Here is a 20531-nt window from a genome sequence, read left to right as displayed (position 1 = left end):
CTAGTCGGCGAAACAGATTTTGTTTCTGTCCAGGTCCCGCACATATGCGGAAAACCGCGGTCCGCGCTGCTTTGGCGCGCCCTCGCAAGTGCCGCCCAGCTCAATCGCCTTGCTGTGCAGCCTGGTGACTTCGGCGGCAGAGCCGAGGCTGAACCCCACCATGGTTCCATTGCCATTGGTGGCCGGTTCGCCGTCGAAAGGCAGGGCGGCGGCAAAGGCAAAATCGTCCATCAGCCAGTAGGTCATTCTCTCGCTCGGACGGATCTTCGCAAGGTCCGAGTGTTCGAACAGGGCGTCGTAGAATTTGACCGACGCGTCCATGTCGTTGGTGCCAACAACGGCGTAGTTCAGTTTCAATGGTTCTCTCCAATGTGCTTCACAGCTTCCCGGTTGGCCGGGCCAGGTATGCTGGCGGGCGGCCGGTGGAGCGGGGTCTACAACAGGAGAGTGACAGGGCGTGTCAGCAGGCTTTGCTGGCATCCGACACCCTGCCGCAACAGAACAGGCCCGCCGGGTGGCGGGCCTTTGTGAGTCTCGTAAGGGGGCCGCTTACTGCGGAATGTCGCCTTCGAGGCCTTCGACATAGAAGTTCATGCCAGCCAGGGTGCCGTCGTCGGCGGTCTCACCCTCTGCCAGCCAGTCGCTGCCGTCCTGCTTTTTCAGCGGGCCGGTGAAGGGGTGGTAGGAGCCGTCCGCGATCGAGTCCTTGATAGCCAGAGCAGCCTCTTTCACGTCCGCCGGAACAGCGTCAGAAATTTCGCCGATGCCCACCATGCCGGCGCCGATGCCGTCCCAGGTGTCAACCGACTCCCAGGTGCCGTCCATCACAGCCTTGGTGCGGGCAATGTAATAAGGTGCCCAGTCATCAATGATCGAGGAGACGCGCGGCTTAGGCGCATATTCCGACATGTCGGACGCCTGGCCGAAGGTGATCACGTTGCCCGCGGCCTGTGCAGCCGCCTGCGGCGCGGTGGAGTCGGTGTGCTGCAGGATCACATCGGCACCCTGTTCGATCAGCACCTTGGCGGCGTCCGCTTCCTTGGCCGGGTCGAACCAGGTGAAGGCCCAGACGATCTTGAACTCGACGTCGGGGTTCACTTTCTTGGCGTGGATATAGGCTGAGTTGATGCCGCGGATCACTTCCGGGATCGGGTAGGAGCCGATGTAGCCGATGATGTTGCTCTCGGTCATGTGGCCCGCGATGGTGCCCTGCACCGCGCGGCCCTCATAGAAGCGGGCGGAATAGGTCGAGACGTTGTCCGCGCGCTTGTAGCCGGTGGCGTGCTCGAACTTCACGTTCGGGAATTTCTTGGCGACGTTGATGGTCGGGTCCATGTAGCCAAAGGAGGTGGTGAAGATCAGGTCGGCGCCTTCCAGCGCCATCTGGGTCATCACCCGCTCGGCATCCGGGCCTTCGGCCACGTTTTCCACATAGACGGTTTCGACCTTGTCGCCGAATTCGGCCTCAACCGCCTTGCGGCCCTGGTCGTGCTCATAGGTCCAGCCGCCGTCGCCGACGGGGCCGACATAGACAAAGCCCACTTTGGTCTTGTCTTCGGCCAGCGCCGCGCCCGCGGCCAGGCCAAGCGCCACGGCGGCGCTGGTCAGGAGGTTGGTCAGTTTCATCAAAGGGACTCCCCAGTTGGTTTTGGTTGGCCCCGGCAGCCGGGGCGGTCAATGAGGCCCCCCGCACTAGCGGGAGGCGTGGAAATTGCGGCCAAGCGCAGCGGGTGCGCCGCTTTTGTCCGCGGAAAGGATAACAAGCACCAGGATGGTAATCAGATAGGGCGACATTGCCAGATACTCGACCGGGATGGCAACGCCTGCCGCCTGCAGATTAAGCTGCACCACGGTGACCCCGCCAAACAGATAGGCACCCAGCAGCGCGCGCCAGGGTTTCCAGCTGGCAAAGACCACAAGGGCGAGCGCAATCCAGCCGATGCCGGCGGTCATGCCCTCGGTCCACTGCGGCACCCGGATCAGGCTGATGTAGGCGCCGCCGAGGCCCGCACAGGCGCCGCCGAACATGATCGCCATCAGACGGATCTTGATCACCTTGTAGCCCAGCGCATGGGCAGCATCGTGGTTCTCGCCCACCGCGCGCAGCACCAGGCCGAGGCGCGAGTATTTCAGCACCCACCAGACGGCAGCGGTCAGGACGATGCCGAAGTAGAGGATGATGTCGTGGCCGAACAGGATCGGGCCAACGACGGGCAGGTCGCTGAGCACCGGGATGTGAACATCGCCCATCTGCGGCGGCTTCACACCGACATAGGACTGCCCCATCAGCGCCGACAGGCCCAGCCCGAACAGTGTCAGCGACAGGCCGGAGGCCACCTGGTTGGCCTGGGCAAACTGGGTGAGGATCGCAAACAGGACCGACAGCGCCGCGCCTGCGATGGCAGCGGCAATGAAGCCCAGGAGGGGCGAGCCGCTTTCCACTGCGGTGGCAAAGCCCGCGATGGCGCCAACGATCATCATCCCCTCGACCCCAAGGTTCAGCACGCCGGATTTCTCGACCACCAATTCACCGATGGCCGCCAGCAGGAGCGGGGTTGCCGCCACCATCAGCGAGGCGATGAGCAGGACCGGGTTGATTGCAGAAAGATCCATGTTACGCCACCTCCGGCTTGCCGATTGCGATCCGGAAATTGGTCAGCAGGTCAAAGGCCAGCAGGAAGAACAGAAGCATCCCCTGGAAAACCTGAATGGCTGCGGCCGGCAGCTGCAGGTTCGACTGCGCGATATCGCCGCCAATGTAGGTCAGCGCCATCAGCCCGCCTGCCAGCAGGATGCCCACCGGATGCAGGCGGCCCAGGAAGGCCACAATGATCGCGGTAAAGCCATAGCCGACGTTGAAGTCGATGCTGATCTGGCCGGAGGGGCCGGAGACCTCGAACATGCCGGCAAGACCTGCCAGAGCACCAGAAGTGCCAAGGCAGAACAGCACCAGCCGGGTTGGGTTCACGCCGGCGAACCTGGCGGCGCGCGGCGCTTCGCCGGTGAGGCGGATGTGGTAGCCGGTCATGTGGCGGTTCAGCAGCACATAGGCAAAGATCACTGCAATCAGCGCCGCCACCACGCCCCAGTGCATGCCGGTGCCCGCGATCAGCTCGGCGTTATGGGCGCTGTCCCAGGCTTGCAGGTTGCGTGAGCCGGGGAAGCCGAAACCCTCGGGGTTCTTCAACAGGCCCAAGGAGACCGAGGCGAGGAACTGTTCGGCCACATAGACCAGCATCAAGGAGACCAGGATTTCGTTGGTGCCAAAGCGTGTCTTGAGGATCGCCGGGATCATCGCCCAGATCCAGCCGCCGAATGCGCCGGCAAGGACCATGAAGGGGAAGATCAGGAACGACTCGGAGGGGTAGAAGGCAAGGCCGGCCCCGGCGCCGAAGATGGCGCCCATGATGTACTGGCCCTCGGCGCCGATGTTCCAGATGCCTGCGCGAAAGCCCAGCGACAGGCCGATGGCAATCAGCACCAGCGGCGCGCCTTTCACCAGCAGCTGCGGGCGGTAGTAGAAGGCGAACTCGCCAAACAGCGGCTCCCAAAAGATGGTGCGGATCGCCTCAACCGGCGGTTTGCCAAGCGCGGCAAACAGCAGCCCGCCGAAAAACATCGTCGCCAGCACCGCCACCAGCGGCGTCGCCATCGACCAGGCCCGCGACGGCTGCGGCCTTTTCTCAAGCCGGATCATTCAAGCGGCTCCCTTTTCATCTTTCCAAAAATACTCCCGCCCGCTGCCCGGCAGGCGGCTTGGCCGCCGGGCGGGGAGGCGTCGCAAACTCTCAGACATGCGCCACCTCCATCCCATGCGCGCCGCCCATCATCAGGCCGATCTCGTCCACCGTCAGCCCCGCAGCCTTGCGCGGCGCGCTGAGGCGGCCTTCGTTCAGGGCGGCAAAGCTGTCGGAGATTTCCATCAGCTCATCCAGGTCCTGGCTGATGCAGATCACTGCGGCGCCCTTGGCGGCCAGATCCAGCAGCGACTGGCGGATCGCGGCGGCGGCGGCGGCATCGACGCCCCAGGTCGGCTGGTTGACCACCAGCACCTCGGGGTTCTGCAGCACCTCGCGGCCGATCACGTATTTCTGCAGGTTGCCGCCCGACAGCGACCGCGCCGCATTGCCGGGGCCGGGGGTGCGCACGTCAAACGCCTTGATGATGCGCTCGGCGAAGTCTTTGGTCTTGCCCCAATCCAGAAAACCGTTCTTCTCCAGCCCCTCGCGCACCGAGCCGGTGAGCATGGCGTTTTCCGTCAGGCTCATATCAGGCGCGGCGGCGTGGCCGAGGCGTTCCTCGGGTGCTGCCAGCACGCCGAGCTTGCGCCGGGCCGTGGGGCCCAGCTTGCCGATGGGCTGCCCATGCAGCTTCACCGCATCCGCCTCGGTCAGGGTTTCGCCGGAGAGGACGCCCAGCAATTCGTCCTGGCCGTTGCCGGCAACGCCGCCGATGCCGAGGATCTCGCCCTTGCGCACGGTCAGATGCACGTTCTTCAGCGCGGTGCCGAAGGCGGATGGCGCCGGCACCGACAGTCCCGAAATATCCATCGCGACGGGGCCGAACTCGCGGGCTTCGCGCTGGGGTGTTTGCAGGGTGCTGCCGACCATCATTTCCGCCATATCGCGGGCCGAGGTGTCAGCCGGGGTGCATTCGCCCACATTCTTGCCCAGCCGCAGGATGGTGGCGTGGTCGCACAGGGTGCGGATTTCCTCCAGCTTGTGCGAGATATAAAGGATCGAGGTGCCTTCGGAGCGCAGTTTCTGCAGGGTTTCGAACAGGATATCGACTTCCTGCGGCGTCAGCACCGAGGTCGGCTCGTCCATGATCAGCAGTTTCGGGTCCTGCAGCAGGCAGCGGATGATCTCGACCCGCTGGCGTTCGCCCGCGGACAGGTCGCCGACGGTGCGGAACGGGTCCAGCGGCAGGCCATAGGTTTCCGACACCTCGCGGATCCGGGCGGCGAGGTCGCGCATCTCCGGCGGGTTCTCCATGCCGAGCGCAATGTTCTCGGCCACGTTCAGAGCGTCGAACAGGGAGAAATGCTGGAATACCATGGCGATGCCGTCAGCGCGTGCCGCGCGCGGCTCAGCCGGGGCAAAGGGCTCCCCGCGCAAGAGCATCTGGCCGCTGTCGGGCTTCACCAGCCCATAGATCATCTTGACCAGCGTCGATTTCCCGGCGCCGTTTTCGCCGAGCAGGGCGTGAACCTCTCCCTCGCCGATGTCAAAGGAAACGGTGTCATTGGCCACAACCCCGGGGTAGGCCTTGGTCAGGCCTTGCAGGCTCAACAGTGGTACACTCACGCGCGCCGGTCCTCTCTCTGTTCGTCTTCTTTTCCATGCCGCAGCAGCTGCGCCGCAACACCGACCGCAATCATCTGCGGATGTTTTCCAAGTTCCGGATCGCCGATCGGGCAGGTGATCCTTGCGATTGCCCCGGGAGAGTGCCCCAAGGCGGCAAGACGCGAGCGGAACCGCGCCCATTTGGTTTTGGAGCCGATCAGCCCGGTAAAGGCAAAGCCATGACTCAACAGCGCGTGGCATAGCGCCAGATCCAGCGCATGGGAATAGGTCAGCACCAAATGCGCAGCGTTTTCAGGCGCATGGCGCACAAGGAGCGCAACGTCAGCTGCCGGAACCGCGGTGACGCCGGCGGGGATCTCTGCCGGGAACCGCGCGGCGTCGGTGTCCACCCAGGTGATCTGCAGGTCCGGCAGCGGCGCCAGCACATTGACCAGCGCCCGGCCGACATGGCCCGCGCCCCAGATCCAGACTGGTAGCTGCGGCTGGTGCACCGGTTCAATCATCCAGCCATCCACCAGCTGCGGCGCCGGCGCCAGCCCCTGGCTGCGGGCGTCCGCTAGGAGCCGCTTCACCGCCATCGGCATCATCGCCGGGCTGGCCGGGCGGGCAATGATGTCCGCGTCCAGCGCGGCCAGGTCTGCGGCCTCGTAGACTTCGCTGAAAAGCGTCACCGCACCGCCGCAGCACTGGCCCAGATCCGGCCCCAGCGCGTGGGTGCTGATCTGCTTGGGGGCCACTTGCCCGCGGGCGGCCTCTGCCGCCTCATACTCCAGGGTGCCGCCGCCGATGGTGCCGGACTGGCCGTCCTGCCAGACCAGCATCGCGGTGCCCGCCTCGCGCGGGGAGGAGCCGCGGATGGCGGCAATTACCACCCGCACCACGCGGCCATGCGCGGCAACCGCCCGGCGCAGCTCCTCGACATCAAATCCCATCGCGCACTCTCCGGACCGCGCGCCAGACCTCTTCGGCGGTGGCAGGCGCGTTAAGCGCCGGGTAGGCCTCGCCAAAGGCCGCGACCGCATCGCTGAGGGCCAGCCAGGCGGAGATGCCCAGCATGAACGGCGGCTCCCCCACTGCCTTGGAGCGGTAGATCGTGTCCTCGCGGTTCTGGCCGTCGAAAAGATTCACGTTGAACACATCCGGCCGGTCGGAGCAGGCGGGGATCTTGTAGGTGGAGGGCGCATGTGTGCGCAGGCGGCCTGTATCGTCCCAGACCAGTTCTTCGGTCGTCAGCCAGCCCGCGCCCTGGACATAGCCGCCCTCGATCTGGCCGATGTCGATGCCCGGGTTCAGCGAGGCGCCGGCGTCATGCAGGATGTCGGCGCGCAGGATGCGGTTCTCGCCGGTGAGCGCATCCACCGCCACCTCTGTCACCGCGGCGCCGTAGGCGAAGTAGTAGAACGGGCGGCCCTGGCCCTTGATCCGGTCCCATTCGACCTTGGGCGTCTTGTAGAACCCGGTGGCCGACAGGCTGACGCGGCCCTGGTAGCAGGTCATGGCGGCCTTTTCGAATGTCATCTCATCCTGGCCGATCCGCACCATGCCGTTATCAAAAACCACGTCGCCGGGGCTTGCCTGATGCTGCAGTGCCAGATGCTCGGCCATGCGGCTGCGCAGGGTGTCGCAGGCGGCCTTGACTGCCATGCCGTTCAGGTCCGAGCCGGAGGAGGCGGCGGTGGCCGAGGTGTTGGGCACCTTGCCGGTGTCGCTGGCAGTGATATTCACCTTCTCCAGCGGGATGCCAAAGCGGCTGGCGGCGACCTGCGCCACCTTCTGGAACAGCCCCTGGCCCATCTCGGTGCCGCCATGGTTCAGATGCACCGAGCCGTCCTGGTAGACATGCACCAGCGCGCCGGCCTGGTTGAGATGTGTCAGGGTGAAAGAAATCCCGAACTTCACCGGCGAAAAGGCGATGCCCCGCTTCAGGTGGGTCTGGCCTTGGTTCCACTTGGCAATGTCCGCCTTGCGCGCCGCGTAGTCCGAGGATTTCAGCAGCTGCGCGGTCAGATCGTGCAGGATAAAGTCCTCGACCGGCATGTGGTAGGGCGTGGTCTGCACGTCCTTGGGCGGCAGGCTGGTTTTGGCGGGCTGCACTGGTGCGCCGCGGGAGGCGAGATCGGCGTCCGGGTCCAGCGGCTGGCCGGAGGTGTCCTGCGGTTCGCCTGCGGGCGCGTCTGGTGATTGCATCGGCGCGTAGTAGTTGCGCTGCCGCAGCTCAGCCGGGTCCATCCCCAGGTCATGCGCGATATGGTCCATCACCCGTTCGATCCCCACCATGCCCTGCGGGCCGCCAAAGCCGCGGTAGGCGGTGGCGCTTTGCCGGTTGGTGCGCAGGCGGTGGCTTTCGATGCGGATATTGGGGATGAGGTAAGCGTTGTCGGCGTGCAGCATGGCGCGGTCAGCGACCGGCAGCGACAGGTCCTGCGCCCAGCCGCAATCCACCAGATGCAGGAACTCGACGCCTTGCAGGCGGCCGTCCTCGCCGAATCCCGCACGGTAGGAGATGCGGAAGGCGTGGCGCTTGCCGGTGATCACCATGTCGTCGTCGCGGTCATAGCGCATCTTGCAGGGCTTGCCGGTCAGCCGGGCAGCGACGGCGCAGGCGACGGCCAGCGCGTTGCCCTGGCTTTCCTTGCCGCCAAAGCCGCCGCCCATGCGGCGGGTCTCGACCCGGACGGCGTGCATCAGCAGGCCGATCGCCTCTGCCACCTTGTGCTGAATCTCGGTCGGGTGCTGGGTGGAGGAGTGGACGTGCATGCCGCCATCCTCCTGCGGCAGCGCCATGGCCGCCTGGCCTTCGAGATAGAAGTGCTCCTGCCCGCCCAGTTCAAACGTGCCCTCGACGGTGTGCGGGGCGGCATCAATGGCGGCAGCAGCGTCGCCTTTGCGGTAGATGCGCGGGCCTTCCTCGAAACGGCTGTCGGCGGCCAGCGCGGCGTCAAGGGTTAGGAGGGCAGGTTCTTCCTGATAGTCGACCTTGCCCTTGCGGGCGGCGATGCGGGCATTCAGATGGCTGTCGGCCACCACCACAAACACCGGCTGGCCAACATAGTTGACGGTACCCGCCGCCAGCAGCGGCTCGTCATGGATCGAGGGGGAGACGTCATTGGCAAAAGGCAGCCCCTTGGCAGTCAGCACCGCCACCACGCCGGGGCTGTTCTGCACTTCGCTCAGGTCCATGCCAGTGATATGGCCGCGGGCAATAGGGGAAACGCCGAAGGCCAGATGCAGCGTGCCGTGGGGGCTGGGGATGTCATCGGTATAACGGGCCGCGCCGGTTACATGCAGCCGGGCGGAGTCATGGGGGAGGGGTTTGCTGACACTCATGGCCGCACCTCCAGCACCGAGACCGGCTGGCCGTTCAGGTCGGCGAAATAGCGGGTCAGCATATTGCGCGCGGTTTCCAGCCGGTATTCGGCAGAGGCGCGCATGTCGGACATCGGGGTGAAGTCCTGATCAAAGGCCTTGGCGGCGGCACCGATCGTGGCTTCGGTCCAGGGCTGGCCAGCCAGGGCCGCCTCGACGTGTGCGGCGCGTTTCGGAATGCCGGCCATGCCGCCAAAGGCGATGCGGGCGGCGGAGACCTTGCCGTTCATCAGGGTCACGTTGAAGGCGCCGAGGACGGCGGAGATATCCTGGTCAAAGCGTTTCGACAGCTTGTAGACCTTCAGGGCGTCGGGCTGGCGCGGGAAACTGACGGCCTCGACGAACTCACCCGGCTGGCGGTCCTGCTTGCCGTAGTCGAGGAAGAAATCCTCCAGCGGCAGTTCCCGGCGGTCGCCGCCCTTGCGCAGATGCAGGGTTGCGCCGAGGGCAATCAGCGCGGGCGGGGTGTCGCCGATGGGGGAACCGTTGGCGATATTGCCGCCGATGGTGGCGGCGGCGCGGATCTGCTGGGAGGCAAAGCGGCGCAGCATTTCGGCGAAAGACGGGTGCAGCGGATCCATCGCGTCGCGCAGGGCGTTCATGTCGGCCATGGCGCCGATGCGGACGGCGCTGTCCGTGACCTCAATGCCCTTCAGGTCATCGCAGCCGCCGAGGAAGATCATCTGCGGCAGGTGGCGGAGCTGCTTGGTGACCCAGAGGCCCACATCGGTGGCGCCTGCAATCAGGGTGGCCTCGGGGTGGGCGCTGTAGAGTTCGGCGAGTTCGTCGGATGAGGCTGGCAGGAGCGGGGGCGCTGCCGCCTGTTTGCCGGAAGGGGGCTCTGCCCCCCGGCCTGCGGCCTCCCCCCGGGATATTTCCGGCCAGATGAAGGATCCTTCTTGGGCGATCCAGTCGGGAACGGGGTCGTCTTTTGCGGCCTCGGCGGCGCGGATGATCGGAGCGTAGCCGGTGCAGCGGCAGAGGTTGCCTGCCAGCTGGTCGTCGAAATCCGTGGCGCCGTTGGCGTGGGCGGTGACCATCGACATGATGAAACCGGGGGTGCAGAAGCCGCATTGGCTGCCGTGGTGATCGACCATGGCCTGCTGCACCGGGTGCAGGCTGCCGTCCGGGCCGGAGGCACCTTCGACGGTGCGCACCGACTTGCCCTGCAGCTGCGGCAGGAACAGGATGCAGGCGTTCAAGGCCTTGGATCCACGTGAATCGGTGACCATGACAGTGCAGGCGCCGCAATCGCCTTCGTTGCAGCCTTCTTTGGTGCCGGTGAGGCCCTTTTCTTCGCGCAGCCAGTCCAGCAGCGTTACTGATGGGCTTGCGTCCGTGATGCGGACCGTTTCACCGTTCAGACGAAAGGTGAGTGCCATCTTCCCGAGACCCGCCGCGTTACCCCGTTGACCCGGTGTGCCTCCCTTCGATGCGGCGTAGAAGGAGAGGCGGGCTGTTTTTTGCTTGCTGATACCAGCCTAGGGAGCATCCCTTTGTCAAAGCAAGGAAAACCGCCGCTGCGGTGCAGTATTTTGCGGCGCAAGAAAATTGCGGCATTTAGGGTTATGTTGTTATTTTTTATGCTTTTTAGCTGTACCTTTACGGACGGACCGGCTGCGGTGCGAAACAGCTTCAAAAAAATCCTGAAAATGCCTGTGGTTCGTTCCGCTATTCCGGGAGGCAGGCCGCGCAGTTCACTCTTTCACCCCGTTGCGGCAATACGGTAGCGTGGCGGCATGACAAGCTCTCCCCGATTCATTCATCTGCGCACCCATACCGAATACTCGCTGCTGGAAGGCGCCCTGCGGCTGAAAAAGCTGCCGGACCTGTGCAAGAAGCACGGTATGCCCGCGATTGCGGTGACCGATACCAACAACCTGTTCTCGGCGCTGGAATTTTCCGTGTCAGCGAGCGGCGCCGGGGTGCAGCCGATCATCGGCTGCCAGGTGGATCTGCGGTTCACCGAACCGGCGCCCGGCGAGCGGCCCAAGCCGCCCGCACCGCTGGTGCTGCTGGCCCAGAGCGAGGCGGGATATGAGCATCTGATGAAGCTGAACTCCTGCCTGTACCTGCGGCAGGGGGGCGAGCTGCCGCATGTGACGCTGGAGGAGCTTGAGGCGAACTCCGGCGGTGTGATCTGCCTCAGCGGCGGGCCGGACGGGCCGGTGGGGCGGCTTTTGCAGATGGGCCAGCGCCCGGCGGCGGAAGCGCTGATGCAGCAGCTCAAGGCGATTTTCCCGGATAGGCTCTATGTCGAGCTGCAGCGCCACCCAGGCGAGCACGGCCAGCCGGAGTCGGAGAAGCAGACCGAGCGTGGCCATGTGGAGATGGCCTATGCCATGGACCTGCCGCTGGTTGCGACGAATGACGTCTATTTCCCGAACACGGAGATGTATGAAGCGCACGACGCGATGATCTGTATCGCCGAGGGCGCCTATGTCGATCAGGCCGAGCCGCGCCGCCGCCTGACCGCGCAGCATTACTTCAAGAGCCAGGAGGAGATGGTTGCGCTGTTTGCCGACCTGCCCGAGGCGGTTGAAAACACGGTGGAGATCGCCAAGCGCTGCGCCTTCATGGCCTATAGGCGCGACCCGATCCTGCCGAAGTTCGCCGACGACGAGGTGGCCGAGCTGCGCCGCATCGCTAACGAGGGCTTGCAGAAACGCCTGGCGGTGATCCCGCACGCGGTGAGCGTCGAGGAATACCAGGAGCGGCTCGATTTCGAGCTGGGCATCATTGAGGGCATGGGGTTTCCCGGTTACTTCCTGATCGTTGCCGACTTCATCCAATGGGCCAAGGATCACGATATTCCGGTGGGGCCGGGGCGGGGCTCCGGTGCGGGCTCTTTGGTGGCCTATGCGCTGACGATTACCGACCTTGACCCGCTGCGGTATTCACTGCTGTTCGAACGCTTCCTGAACCCGGAACGGGTGTCGATGCCTGACTTCGACATCGACTTCTGCATGGACCGCCGGGAAGAGGTGATCAAATACGTGCAGGAGAAATACGGCCGCGACAAGGTGGGGCAGATCATCACCTTTGGCGCGCTTCTGTCCAAGGCGGCGGTGCGCGATATGGGGCGGGTCTTGCAGATGCCCTATGGCCAGGTGGACCGGCTGTCCAAGCTGATCCCGGTCGAGGGCGTGAAGCCGATGTCCATCGCCGACGCGCTGAAGGAAGAGCCGCGGCTGAGCGAGGAGGCGCGGAACGAGCCGGTGGTGGACCGTCTGCTGACCTATGGGCAGCAGGTGGAAGGCCTGTTGCGGTCCGCCGGTACCCACGCAGCGGGTGTGGTGATTGGTGATAGGCCGCTGGACGCGCTGGTGCCGCTTTACCGCGATCCGCGCTCCGACATGCCGGCAACCCAGTTCAACATGAAATGGGTGGAGCAGGCGGGGCTGGTGAAGTTCGACTTCCTCGGCCTGAAAACCCTGACCGTCATTCAGAACGCGATGGACCTGATTTTCCAATCGGGCCGCGACCTGCATATCGCCGCCGATGGCACCCAGCTCTATGACCCGCCCGAGGGCGCGGAGAACCAGATCAACGCCATCCCGCTGGACGACAAGGTCACCTATGACCTTTATTCACGCGCCAAGACGGTCGCCGTGTTCCAGGTGGAATCCACCGGCATGATGGATGCGCTGAAGCGCATGAAGCCTACTTGTATCGAGGACATCGTGGCGCTGGTGGCGCTGTACCGCCCGGGTCCGATGGAGAACATCCCGGTCTACTGCGAGGTGAAGAACGGCCAGCGCGAGATCACCTCGGTCCACCCGCTGATCGACCATATCCTGGAGGAAACCCAGGGCATCATCGTTTATCAGGAGCAGGTGATGCAAATCGCCCAGGTGATGGCGAACTATACGCTTGGCGGCGCCGACCTGTTGCGCCGGGCGATGGGTAAGAAGATCAAGGAGGCGATGGACGCCGAACGCCCGAAGTTCGAAAAGGGCGCGGCGGAGAACGGGGTCGACAAGAAGAAGGCGTCTGAGGTCTTCGACCTTCTGGAGAAATTCGCCAACTACGGCTTCAACAAGTCGCACGCGGCGGCCTATGCGGTGGTGTCGTATCAGACCGGCTGGCTGAAGGCGAACCACCCGGTGGAGTTCATGGCGGGCGTCATGAACTGCGATATCCATCTGACCGACAAGCTGGCGATCTACTTCGAGGAAGTGAAGAAGGGGCTGGGGCTGAAATATGTGCCGCCTTGCGTCAACCGCTCGCTGGCGACGTTCAACGTGGTCAACGGTGAGCTGGTCTATGCGCTGGGCGCGCTGAAGAACGTCGGTCTGGACGTGATGCGGCTGGTTGCCGAGGCGCGCAACGAGGACGGGCGGGAAAAACCCTTTGTCAATGTCTTCGACTTTGCCCGCCGGGTGAACCTGAAAAAGGTCGGCAAGCGGCCCTTGGAAATGCTGGCGCGGGCGGGGGCCTTCGACCAGCTGGACTCCAACCGCCGCAGGGTGTTTGAAAGCCTGGGTGCGCTGGTCGATTACTCCGCCGCCGTGCATGATCAGCGCAACTCCAGCCAGGTGTCGCTGTTCGGCGAGGCGGGCGAGGACCTGCCGGAGCCGCGGCTGCCCAATGTGCCGGACTGGCTGCCCGCCGAGCGGTTGAGCGAGGAGTTCAAGGCGATCGGCTTTTACCTGTCGGGACATCCGCTGGACGACTACATGCCGGCGCTGAAACGCAAGGATGTGATGACGCTGGACGAAGTGACCGCCAAGGCCGAGCGCGGCCCGTTTATGGCCAAGATGGCCGGTGTGGTGGCCGGGCGGCAGGAGCGCAAGTCGGCGCGCGGCAACCGCTTTGCCTTTGCCCAGCTGTCGGACCCTTCCGGCGCTTTTGAAGTCACGCTGTTTTCCGAGGTGCTGGAGAAGTCCCGCGAGTTTCTGGAGACCGGCGCCAAGGTGGTGATCACCGCCGAGGCGACGATGGAGAGCGACCAGCTGAAGCTGCTGGTGCGCTCAGTCGGGCCGGTGGACAGCGCGATTGCCGATGCCGGCCGCAGCTCCCTGCGGGTGTACTTGAGCGATGCGGCTGCCGTGGGCACCGTGGCGCAGGTGCTGGAGGACGCCAAGGCAGCGGCCCGCAATGCCGCCCGCGGCGAGGTCTATATGTACCTGCAGGACCCCGGCCTGCCCGGCGATGTGGAGATGGATCTGGGCCAACCGTTTCCGATCAACCCGCAGATCAAGGGCGCGCTGAAATCGCTGGACGGGGTGATGGATGTGGAGGAGATTTGAGGGCGGGGTATCACTCTGTCTGACCGCGGTGGAGCGCCCCAGCCTGCGGTGCGATTTGCCTTGTGGAATTCAAATAACAAAGTATCACGGTCTGACCGCAATAAACGCATAAATGGTTCCGGCCGACATCGGTTCCCCTGCAGGACTGGAGATTGCCGCGTTGCAGACGTTGTTGGATTTCACGCAATATATGCCGCACGGCATGTGCCTGCTTTGGGAACCTTGGCTGCTGATCCTCTGGGCCGGGTCGGATATGCTGATTTTCCTTGCGTATTTCGCCATTCCGCTGGCCCTGCTCAAAGTTCTTCGGCAGCGCACCGATCTGAAGCACCGCGGGCTGGTCTGGCTTTTCGCCTCCTTCATCCTGCTTTGCGGCCTGACACATGCGCTGTCCATTGTGACGCTGTGGTGGCCGATTTATCCGGTGCATGGCTTTGTCAAGCTCGCCACGGCGCTGGTATCGGCATCCACCGCGGTGGTGCTGTTCAAGCTGATTCCGGTCCTCGTCGCGATACCGAGCCGCCGCGAGCTGGAACTTGCCAACAGCAAGCTGTTGGACGAAGTGGCTGCACATGAGGCGACCCTTAACGTCCTGCGGCAGGCCCGGCATGAGCTTGAAGTTCAGGTCGAAGAAAGAACGGCCGAGCTCAGGAACGTCAACGCGAAGCTTGCCGTGACGGCGCGGGAAGCTGTCCACCGGAGCCACAACATGATTGCTGTGGTCTCCTCGATGGCACGGCAGAGCGCCCGCGGCGTGTCGGACGTGAGCCAATTCATTGATACCTTCACGGGGCGGCTCAATGCGCTTGCCTCTGCAACACAGACTGTCATGAAAGAGCCGACCGGCGCGTCGGCTGATCTGGCTGACATTGTGCGGTCACAGCTGGAGCCGGTGCTGCTGACCTTCGGCGACAGGATGTCGGTTGAAGGCCCCGAAGTGGCCACAGGCCAGGAGGCGGCGCAGCAGATCAGCCTGGCGCTGCACGAATTGGCAACCAATGCGCAAAAGTACGGCTCCTTGAACGCCGAAGACGCACGTATCCGCGTTTCATGGTCGCTCAGCGGAGACAGCGCCGGTGAGAAACGGCTGCAGCTGCGCTGGGAGGAAGACGTGCCCCGGCTGCCGGAGGAGGCTCTGGACGGGGCCGGCACCGGGCGGACCGGATTTGGCACCCGTCTCCTGACGCAGATTGTCCCGTCAATGCTGCAGGGAACGGCCCGCCGGACGGTGGACGGCGAAAAGCTTGTCTATGAGCTGGACGTTCCGCTTGCTGCCCTTGCCGAGGCTGAGGGGCAGGCCGAACATGTGAAACTTGCGTCGCGCATCGTGGGGCAGGACTTTGGTTTTGCGTAGGCCGCAAAGCTGCGCAGCACCTGCCGACCGGTAGCCGCGCCTGAGCCGGGCTAGTGCAGGGGGCGCGTCCTGCCGACGGCGTCGCGACCCTGAGCTGCCTCAGTAATGCGGCGGGCGTTCGTCGCCGAAGACCACGCCGCCGGTGCCGTCCTGCTCGCGGGTGGCTTCGCGCTGCATCAGCATCGCAACGCGGCGGGTCAGCACGTCGATCTCCTTCTGCTGGCGGGCGATCACGTCGCTCATTTCCTCCACGCTGCGGGTCAGATGGGCGATTTGCTCTTCCAGATGCTGCATGAGGTGTCTCCTTAGGTCTGATGGGGCTCTTAAAGGAGCAACGTTCAAATGCAAAGTCCCGCCCGGACGTGAGGCCGGGCCGCGCCAGTCCGCCCCCACGGGGCGGCACAGCCCCTATGCCTTAATAATGAGCTGCGGAACTGCCTCCGCCGCCTTCGTCTTGCTGTTGCGGCCTGCTTCCGCTAGACCGCCGGGCGAGTGAAACCGCTACCCGTGAGGAGGCCTGATATGGCCAAAGTGAAGAAACAGCCCCGCCCCAAGGCGCAGACGCCGAAGGGGTTCCGTGACTATTTCGGTGCGGAGGTGACCCAGCGCAGCGAGATGCTGCGGGCCATCGCGGGTGTGTATCATCATTACGGGTTTGAAGCGCTGGAGTCCTCGGCGGTGGAAACCGTTGAGGCGCTGGGCAAATTCCTGCCGGACGTGGACCGTCCGAACGAGGGTGTTTTTGCCTGGCAGGAGACCGAGGACGAAGGAAACGGCGACTGGATGGCGCTGCGCTATGACCTGACGGCGCCTTTGGCGCGTGTTTATGCCCAGCACCGCAACGACCTGCCGACGCCTTACCGCCGCTATGCGATGGGGCCGGTCTGGCGCAATGAAAAGCCTGGGCCGGGCCGCTTCCGCCAGTTCTATCAGTGCGATGCGGATACCGTGGGCAGCGCCTCTATGGCCGCTGACGCCGAGATCTGCGCGATGCTGTCCGACACGCTGGAAACCGTCGGCATTCCGCGCGGCGATTACCTGGTGCGGGTCAACAACCGCAAGGTTCTGAACGGCGTGCTGGAGGCTGCAGAGGCTGCAATGCCTCGGCCAGAAGGCGAGGCTCCAGGTCATTGGGACGATCTTGGAGAGTGGCGCGCCAACATTTTGAGAACTATTGATAAGTTTGATAAGGTCGGCATTGAAGGCGTTATAGAGTTGCTGGGAGAAGGGCGGGAGGATGCCTCTGGTGCGTTCATCGAAGGCGTTGGTCTTACTGAACACGCAATAGAACCCATTGTCTCATTCCTTTTGGCGAAGGGCGCGACAGACAAAGACACTTTGGGCAATCTTGAAGCTGCCATTGGTTCGTCAGAAATCGGTGCCCAGGGGATTAAGGAGCTTGGAGAGATTGCTGAGCTGCTTTCTGCGCAGGGGTATGGAGCTGACCGAATTGTGATCGACCCATCTGTGGTGCGCGGTCTTGGCTACTACACTGGTACTGTGTTCGAGGCAGAGCTGACCTTTGAGATCCTGGATGAAAAGGGCCGCAAGCGGCAGTTCGGTTCGGTCTCGGGCGGCGGGCGCTATGACGGTCTGGTCAAACGCTTCACCGGGCAGGAAGTGCCTGCGGTGGGGGTCTCGGTTGGTGTCGACAGGCTGTTGGCGGCGCTGCACGCCAAGGGGCGGCTGACGGCGGAGGCCACCGGACCGGTGGTCGTCACCGTGATGGACCGTGACCGGATGGCGGATTACCAGGCGATGGTGGCGGAGCTGCGCAATGCGGGGATCCGGGCCGAGGTTTACCTGGGCAATCCCAAGAACTTCGGCAACCAGCTGAAATATGCGGACAAGCGGAACTCCCCGGTCGCCGTGATCGAAGGCGGTGATGAGAAGGCCAATGGCGTTGTGCAGATCAAGGACCTGATCCTGGGCGCCAAGATCGCCGAAAGCGCCACCTTGGAAGAATGGAAGGAACGCCCGAGCCAGTTTGAAGTGCCGCGCACGGAGCTGGTTGCCAAGGTGCGTGAAATCCTGGACGGGCAGGGCTGATCATGGCGGTTCGTTCTGACATTCAGGCGCGCGCAGCGCAGCTGCGGGTCCGCTTCGAGGCCGCTGGCGCGCAGGTGGTGGATACGCCGCTGCTGCAGCCGGCCGGCACATTGCTGGATCTTTACGGCGAGGACATCCGGGCGCGCGCCTATGTGACTTCGGACGCGCTGCGCGGCGAGCAGATGCTGCGCCCGGATTTCACCGTGCCGGTGGTAGAAGCGCATATGCGCCACGGTGCCGAGCCTGCGCGCTATACCTATTCGGGCGAGGTTTTCCGCCGTCAGGAGCATTTTCCGGACCGGCCCAACGAATACCTGCAGGTCGGTTATGAGGTGTTTGAGCGCAACGATGCGGCGGCTGCGGATGCGGAGGTGTTTTCGCTGTTTGCGCTGCAGGTGCGCGGGTTGCCCTTGCGGGCGGCAACCGGTGACATCGGAATTCTGATGGCCGCTGTGCAGGGGCTGAACACCACGGAGAAACGCAAGGCAGCGCTGATGCGCCACATCTGGCGGCCGCGCCGGTTCCGCTCCTTGCTGGACCGTTTTGCGGGCCGCGCCCCGGTGCCGGAAAGCCGCAAAAAGCTGCTGGAAACCGAGGGCGATCTGACCGGTTCGGCTGTGGAGCTGGGCAAGCGCCGCGCGGCCGAAGTCCAGGCGCGGGTCGATGCGCTGCGCGAGGATGCCAAGGCGCCGCCGATTGCTGAGCATGAGCTGCTGGCGCTGGAGGCGCTGATGGCGGTGCGGGAGACGGTGCCCTTTGCCACTGAGCAGATGCGCGACATTGCCGTGGACCTGCCGCAGATCAATGCGGCGCTGGACCGGCTGGACGGGCGCACCGCGGCGATGAAGGCGCGCGGGGTGGATGTGGAGAACCTCGATTTCGAGGCCTCTTACGGGCGCACCTCGATGGAATATTACGACGGGTTTGTCTTTGGCTTCTATGCCGAGGCGCGGCCTGATCTGCCGCCGGTGGCCAGCGGCGGGCGCTATGACGCGCTGACCCGGCAGCTGGGTGGCGGCGAGGAGATCCCGGCAGTGGGCGGCGTGCTGCGCCCGGACCTGATGCTGCAGCTGGAGGAGGCACGCGCATGACCTTGAAGCTGGGGGTGCCGTCCAAGGGGCGGCTGATGGAAAAAACCTTTGACTGGTTCGCCAAGCGCGGCGTGACCTTGTCGCGGACCGGATCCGACCGGGAGTACGCCGGCGCTGTCGAGGGTGTGTCGAATATGGAGCTGGTGCTGCTGTCGGCGGGCGAGATCCCGCGCGAGCTGGCGGCGGGGCGCATTCACCTGGGCGTCACCGGCACCGATCTGGTGCAGGAGAAGCTGCCGCGGTTCGAGCAGCAGGTGGAGAGCCTGGCGGAGCTGGGGTTCGGCCACGCCGACCTGGTGCTGGCAGTGCCGCAGTTCTGGATCGACGTGGATACGCTGGATGACCTTGATGCGGTGGCTTCGGCCTTCCGCACCCAGCATGGCCACCGGCTGCGGATTGCCACCAAGTACCACCGGCTGGTGCGGGAATTCCTGACCGATGCCGGGGTTGCGGATTACAAGCTGGTGGACAGCCAGGGCGCGACCGAAGGCACGGTGAAGAATGAAACCGCCGAGATGGTGGCAGATATCACATCCACCGGCGAAACCCTGCGGGCCAACCACCTGAAGCTCTTGAGCGACGGGCTGGTGCTGAAGTCGCAGGCAACCCTGTGGCGCAGCCGGGTGGCGAAATACGCGGCCGAGGACAAGGCGGCGCTGAATACGCTGCTGGATTTCCTGGAAAAGCGCGTCTGAGCGCGGCGGCCGTGTCTTCACGGCCGGTGCCGCACGCTCAAGAAACCGTGATCACCGCGTGATGCCTTTCTCCGGCGCCCGGGTTTAAATCCGCGGCGCCGGCCTTAGCTGGGGTGGGTACACTCCAACTGAAAGGACAGGCTATGAAGATTCTAATGGTTTTGACGTCGCACGATCAGCTGGGGGACACCGGGGAAAAAACCGGGTTCTGGCTGGAGGAATTCGCCGCGCCTTATTACGTGCTGCGCGATGCCGGCGCCGAGATCACTCTGGCCTCGCCCGAGGGCGGCCAGCCGCCGCTGGACCCGAAGTCGGACTCTGAGGACGCCCAGACCGATGCCACCCGCCGGTTCAAGCAGGATGATGCCGCCCAGCAGGCGCTGGCCAATACGGTGAAACTGTCCGGCGTCGAAGCGGACGAGTTTGATGCGGTCTTTTATCCCGGCGGCCACGGCCCGCTGTGGGATCTGGCCGAGAGTGCGGACAGCCGTAAGCTGCTGGAAAGCTTTGCCGCCGCAGACCGGCCGATCGGGGCCGTCTGCCACGCGCCGGGGGTTTTCCGCCACGTGAAGAGCAGCGATGGCGCGCCGCTGGTCAAGGGCCGCCGCGTGACCGGCTTTACCAATGGCGAGGAAGAGGGCGTGGGCCTGACCGATGTGGTGCCCTTCCTGGTCGAGGACATGCTGAAGGACAAAGGCGCCGACTACCGCAAGGGCGATGACTGGGCCTCTTACGTCGAGGTCGACGGCAAGCTGGTCACCGGCCAGAACCCGGCGTCGTCGGAAGCCGCTGCAAAAGAGCTGCTGGCACTGCTGAAATAATCTGACAGTGCAGGCGGGGCAGGCGGGGCAGGCGGGTTGCCGCCTGCCCAGGCCGCCGCAGCGGCCGGATCAGATCACGCCAATCTCGGCCAGCGCCTGCGACAGCTCCGGCGGCAGCGGCTCTTCCTGGCTTTTGCCTGCGGGCAGGTCGGCGGGCGATTCTTCGGGCTTCAGGTAGCGCCAGCCCTGAAACGGGCGTTTTTGCGCCGTGTGAGTGCGGTGCAGTTCCGGGTCAAGCACGATAGCGCAGCGGCGGATGCCGTCCTCGCCCGTCACCTCATCCAGCCGCAGAATGCGCTGGCGGCATTGGATCAGCCCCTTGATCACCCAGTAAATCGAACCGCCGTTGAGGATTTCGGCCTCGCGCTTGGGCCACATGCGGGTGACATGGCGGGGCAGGCCGCCGGGCAAATCCTTGCGGCGCATCGCTTGCCAGGCCATCAGGCTTTCGACGCTTTCGGTGCCCACCGAAAGCTTCACAAGATTCACGCGTTTATCCACAGGTTCCCCACAGAGTCGTCCAGAGTTCTGACAGTATATAGTAGTTTACTGATCGCTGCCTTCAAGGTATTGTGTTCCTCCACGCTTTTGCTGCAA

The 20531-nt window shown here is 64.4% G+C and carries 16 protein-coding genes; 6 read left to right on the top strand and 10 right to left on the bottom strand.

The window, feature by feature from the left end; genetic code table 11:
* The 8 genes from CAER_RS0108785 to xdhA form a co-directional block, all read right to left on the bottom strand.
* A complete protein-coding gene (locus tag CAER_RS0108785; protein WP_027235002.1) occupies positions 1–357 on the bottom strand; it encodes a VOC family protein in 357 nt (118 codons plus the stop codon).
* A 192-nt stretch (positions 358–549) separates the two neighbouring features.
* Positions 550–1626, bottom strand: coding sequence for a BMP family ABC transporter substrate-binding protein (locus CAER_RS0108780; protein ID WP_027235001.1), 1077 nt, complete (start codon positions 1624–1626; stop codon positions 550–552).
* Positions 1627–1692: 66 nt separating this feature from the next.
* The gene (locus CAER_RS0108775) at positions 1693–2613 is read right to left on the bottom strand and encodes an ABC transporter permease (RefSeq protein WP_027235000.1); all 921 of its coding nucleotides are present in this window, start codon (positions 2611–2613) and stop codon (positions 1693–1695) included.
* Position 2614: 1 nt separating this feature from the next.
* Positions 2615–3697 carry an ABC transporter permease gene (locus CAER_RS0108770; protein ID WP_027234999.1) on the bottom strand — a complete coding sequence of 361 codons (1083 nt, stop codon included), beginning with the start codon at positions 3695–3697 and terminating at the stop codon, positions 2615–2617.
* Positions 3698–3788: 91 nt separating this feature from the next.
* Positions 3789–5306, bottom strand: coding sequence for an ABC transporter ATP-binding protein (locus CAER_RS0108765; RefSeq protein ID WP_027234998.1), 1518 nt, complete (start codon positions 5304–5306; stop codon positions 3789–3791).
* A complete protein-coding gene (gene xdhC / locus CAER_RS0108760; RefSeq protein ID WP_027234997.1) occupies positions 5303–6238 on the bottom strand; it encodes a xanthine dehydrogenase accessory protein XdhC in 936 nt (311 codons plus the stop codon). Before xdhC ends, CAER_RS0108765 begins: the two co-directional genes overlap by 4 nt.
* Positions 6228–8633: a xanthine dehydrogenase molybdopterin binding subunit gene (xdhB, locus tag CAER_RS0108755; RefSeq protein WP_027234996.1), complete on the bottom strand. Its 2406-nt coding sequence runs from the start codon at positions 8631–8633 to the stop codon at positions 6228–6230. The genes xdhC and xdhB overlap by 11 nt, the downstream gene beginning before the upstream one ends.
* Positions 8630–10054, bottom strand: a complete 1425-nt coding sequence (gene xdhA, locus CAER_RS0108750) for a xanthine dehydrogenase small subunit (protein ID WP_027234995.1) — start codon at positions 10052–10054, stop codon at positions 8630–8632. Before xdhA ends, xdhB begins: the two co-directional genes overlap by 4 nt.
* A 357-nt stretch (positions 10055–10411) precedes the next feature.
* Between xdhA and dnaE the strand changes: the two genes are divergently transcribed.
* Together dnaE and CAER_RS28890 are read left to right on the top strand one after the other, a co-directional pair.
* Complete coding sequence (dnaE, locus tag CAER_RS0108745; RefSeq protein WP_027234994.1) at positions 10412–13924, top strand: DNA polymerase III subunit alpha; 3513 nt, start codon at positions 10412–10414, stop codon at positions 13922–13924.
* A 172-nt stretch (positions 13925–14096) separates the two neighbouring features.
* Positions 14097–15278, top strand: coding sequence for a sensor histidine kinase (locus CAER_RS28890; RefSeq protein WP_161631085.1), 1182 nt, complete (start codon positions 14097–14099; stop codon positions 15276–15278).
* Between the two features lie 99 nt (positions 15279–15377).
* Here CAER_RS28890 and CAER_RS0108735 read toward each other — a convergent pair whose 3' ends face one another.
* Entirely contained in the window at positions 15378–15572 is a 195-nt protein-coding gene (locus CAER_RS0108735; protein WP_027234992.1) for a SlyX family protein, read from the bottom strand.
* Positions 15573–15800: 228 nt separating this feature from the next.
* Between CAER_RS0108735 and hisS the strand changes: the two genes are divergently transcribed.
* The 4 genes from hisS (at position 15801) to CAER_RS0108715 (ending at position 19934) form a co-directional block, all read left to right on the top strand.
* Positions 15801–17327, top strand: coding sequence for a histidine--tRNA ligase (hisS, locus tag CAER_RS0108730; RefSeq protein WP_027234991.1), 1527 nt, complete (start codon positions 15801–15803; stop codon positions 17325–17327).
* 2 nt (positions 17328–17329) lie between these two features.
* On the top strand, positions 17330–18418 hold the full coding sequence (locus tag CAER_RS0108725) for an ATP phosphoribosyltransferase regulatory subunit (protein WP_027234990.1): 1089 nt from the start codon (positions 17330–17332) through the stop codon (positions 18416–18418).
* Positions 18415–19113: an ATP phosphoribosyltransferase gene (gene hisG / locus CAER_RS0108720; RefSeq protein WP_027234989.1), complete on the top strand. Its 699-nt coding sequence runs from the start codon at positions 18415–18417 to the stop codon at positions 19111–19113. The genes CAER_RS0108725 and hisG overlap by 4 nt, the downstream gene beginning before the upstream one ends.
* A gap of 143 nt (positions 19114–19256) precedes the next feature.
* Positions 19257–19934: a type 1 glutamine amidotransferase domain-containing protein gene (locus CAER_RS0108715; RefSeq protein ID WP_027234988.1), complete on the top strand. Its 678-nt coding sequence runs from the start codon at positions 19257–19259 to the stop codon at positions 19932–19934.
* A 69-nt stretch (positions 19935–20003) separates the two neighbouring features.
* On the opposite strand, the gene CAER_RS0108710 is transcribed toward CAER_RS0108715, so the two are convergent.
* Positions 20004–20435 carry a DUF1489 family protein gene (locus tag CAER_RS0108710; RefSeq protein ID WP_027234987.1) on the bottom strand — a complete coding sequence of 144 codons (432 nt, stop codon included), beginning with the start codon at positions 20433–20435 and terminating at the stop codon, positions 20004–20006.
* Positions 20436–20531 lie beyond the last annotated feature (96 nt).

This window comes from Leisingera caerulea DSM 24564 (genome assembly GCF_000473325.1).
Lineage (GTDB): Bacteria > Pseudomonadota > Alphaproteobacteria > Rhodobacterales > Rhodobacteraceae > Leisingera > Leisingera caerulea.
Note: the sequence above shows the minus strand (reverse complement) of the source record. Positions and strands in the feature narration are given on the sequence as shown.